Below are 3128 nucleotides of genomic sequence, written 5' to 3'. Positions count from 1 at the left end.
AAAATATCTATAGACGCTAATATTTGCTTAATGATGGCTCGATACGCTTGTGGTGATACCAGCTCCGCACGAACCCGGCGACCGTTTTTTGATTGTTGAAGAGTGACTGCTGGTAGACCATACTTATCTTTAGCAAAGTTATGCATGCGCTGAAATAAATTGGCAGAGTATACAATGTCAGTATTACCACGCGCGACGGCTTTGTACTCTAAAATATCTTCGTATAGCGCTTCAAAATCTTCCTCTGACCATATATCAAGCGGTTGTGCCATTGTAAAATAAAGCCACTCATAGCCTATTGTTTTGATATATTGCAAAATAGATGTATTGCTAGGCGGTTTATTTTTACTCAGTAAGCTTAGTACCCACTCTAATAAAATGGCTTCACTCAAATCAGTATATTGGTGACAGCGTTTTTTAATTCTTTCAATAAGAGTAGGGGGTGTATAGTTTAGCTTTTTCTTTTTAAGCTCTTCGGTCTGTTTAAAGTCTTTATTGAGCTGGATGATCAAATCTGCCTTTCTAACTTCTGCCTTTTTATAACTACTGCTAATCGGTGCTGTTTCCGAAGGAGCCATCGCACTGATGGAGAGCTTTAAAATATTTTTTAGATCATAATCCTGCACTTTGTTTTTATAATTTTGGTTTAATAATTGATTAAAGCCGTGGCTCGGTAGTCCTGCCGTATTTTGGTTGCCGCGCAGTACCGCAACCGAGGCCTGATCGATATCAACGTTATCGAGCATCTCCCAGTGATAGCTGGCATAGTATAAGAGTCTAGACAAAGTGAGCGTGTTGAGTTTCAGGGGCTCGGTCACGATAGCTAATGTGTTGGTAAGATAATGCTCAATTTTTTCCTGTGACAACTGTGCAAGCGCGTGTTTGATATCCTTTTGATCGCTTTGCTGATGGTAGTGTATCAGCCAGCATTGACTAACCAAATCTAGAATAATTTGCTTAGTGTTATACAGCTTGTCACTGTCTTCTACACGCTCGTTACCATAGCGCTTTTGCGCAAAGCGTGGCGATACGAATACCCTTTGGTGGATAAACGCTTGATGCTCTTTAGTAAGTAGTGCCGCAAGCCATCCTTGAAGCATTTGTTTTTCATTGATACCGCCATAAACGATGCCGGAGAATAATAACCAGCCTAAAATCTCATCATGACTATAGTTTGTCGTTTCATACCAATGTTCACGTGCTGCTCGAATGATTTTAGTTAACTCTTTACCACGTGTGACCCAGTCAGCGTTGATAATCAATGTATTGGATTTGGTCGGCTGCGGGGCGATAATTTTAGGGTAGTAATGCTCAGCAAGCATAAAATGCTTATTTTGATAATCAATAAAACTCGTAATCGTTTGCCATGCAATTTTGAGAGCTTTTTTCGATTTATATTCTTTCGCCGATTTGTCATTAACATAGGTTTGAAATTCGCTAAAGCTGCTCTTGTGCAGTGGCATTAGTTGCTCATAAAGATCATTCTGAAACTGACATAATGCTTGGTTCCAATGCAACCATTGTTTATCAAAACAGCGCATATAGGCAGAGGTAGACGTGAATTCACGGTCACTGAGTGTCAATCCTTGTCGATAGTATTTGGCAGTGGACTTTAAAAAGTTGGAGAGCTTATTGTTGCCAGTAGACTGTTTCTGTAGTTTATCCCATTTGGTTTGTAGTTCGGCAAGTAGTAAAACCTCAAGTTTTTTGTCATCGCTACTGTTATCAAGTGCTGAGCGATAAGGAACATATTTCTTTTTTCTGGCATCAAACTTAGCTACATCATTGATGATTTTTGGTAGTTTCACATTATCAATGAGCATGGTTGACCTCAGTGTAGTGTTGCAGTCCGTTGTTATGTATATCATCTAACTCTAACATTCTAGCGATGTATTCAAATGCCTCGCCAACACTTTTGATCTTTGCCTTACTTAATGAGGAAAAACGTCCTAGCCCTTCTTGACGAGCTTTTTCGTGCCCAATGATGGTATTAATAAGCGCCAGATCAACCCCATTTTTTTCAAGTTGGGTACGTACAAAATGACGCGTCCAATAAGGATTTGCATCGAGAATACCTTTAGTCATATGATAGGCATCACCGCGCTTAATGGTTTTTAAGGTATAAAGGCTATCTGATAATAGCCTCAATAATGCGATATCATCACCCAGTCGAATCTCGTCAATGCTTATACTGATCTCATGCTTTAAGGGGTTATTTAACTGATAGTTAATAAGGTAGTTTTTATAGTCATTTAAATACTTCAAAAGAGTAAGACATAGCGGTACTAGGCGATGGTTCTTGACTTTTTTGCTAGGTTTATCGTTGATAATCAGCCATCCCAATTCAAAATCAATGTCACTTGTTTTACCAATGCCATTATTTGGTCGTACCCCTGTCAATAGGCAGAATACAAACCACACAAAAACACTGGTTCTATTGAAATGCACATCAGCGTCCGGGCTGTCATTAACCCAGTTTTTAAGCTTGGCAATTACTTCACGAACATATTCGGGAGTAAGGGCAAACCCCGAGCCTACAGTGCGTTTATACCAAGGAGTGATATAGGAGACATCAAAGCTGTCCATTCTATTCAATACGCTGAGTGCAGATTTGTAATGCGTAATAAGCACCTCGCTACTGTGACTGCTGTAGTATATGGCAGGAGCATGTGGCGCCGGTGTTCGGCAAATGATATCTGCAATGTGGCTGTGACTGTTAGGGGTATAGCGAGAAAGCACTACATGAAGCGCGGTCTCTACTCGATTTAGTGAAAGGTAGGGTAGCCCAAGGCTAGTACGCAGCGTAGCAAGATAAGTAATAAAGTCCTCGTTTGAAGGAATATCAATACCTATTAAATGTTCAATCAACCATAATGGTATAGGGATTTTTATCTCATCATCCTTGTTTTCATGTTGAGCACTGTTGAACTTCTCAGATCTTTTAGTAATACCTAAGTTGTGTTTAATATAAGCACCTCTAGTGCCTATACTAAACACATGCGAATGACCGATATAGCCTGGTGTGAGGAGTGACTTGATTGGTAATGCTGTGAGCATTGATAGCAATAGAATACGGGCACATATTTTATGGTTCAATTGAGGTAAGGATTTGGCATCACGACTTAGCG

2 protein-coding genes are annotated in these 3128 nt (G+C 39.9%); both read right to left on the bottom strand.

Annotated elements, in window-relative coordinates; genetic code table 11:
* Positions 1-1823: hypothetical protein (locus VLN09_RS11425; protein WP_325246615.1), on the bottom strand; the 1823-nt coding region annotated here is incomplete at its 3' end.
* Positions 1813-3128: hypothetical protein (locus VLN09_RS11420; RefSeq protein ID WP_325246613.1), on the bottom strand; the 1316-nt coding region annotated here is incomplete at its 5' end. The genes VLN09_RS11425 and VLN09_RS11420, both read right to left, overlap by 11 nt.

The sequence above is a fragment of the Psychrobacter sp. genome (assembly GCF_035469765.1).
GTDB lineage: Bacteria > Pseudomonadota > Gammaproteobacteria > Pseudomonadales > Moraxellaceae > Psychrobacter.
Note: the sequence above shows the minus strand (reverse complement) of the source record. Positions and strands in the feature narration are given on the sequence as shown.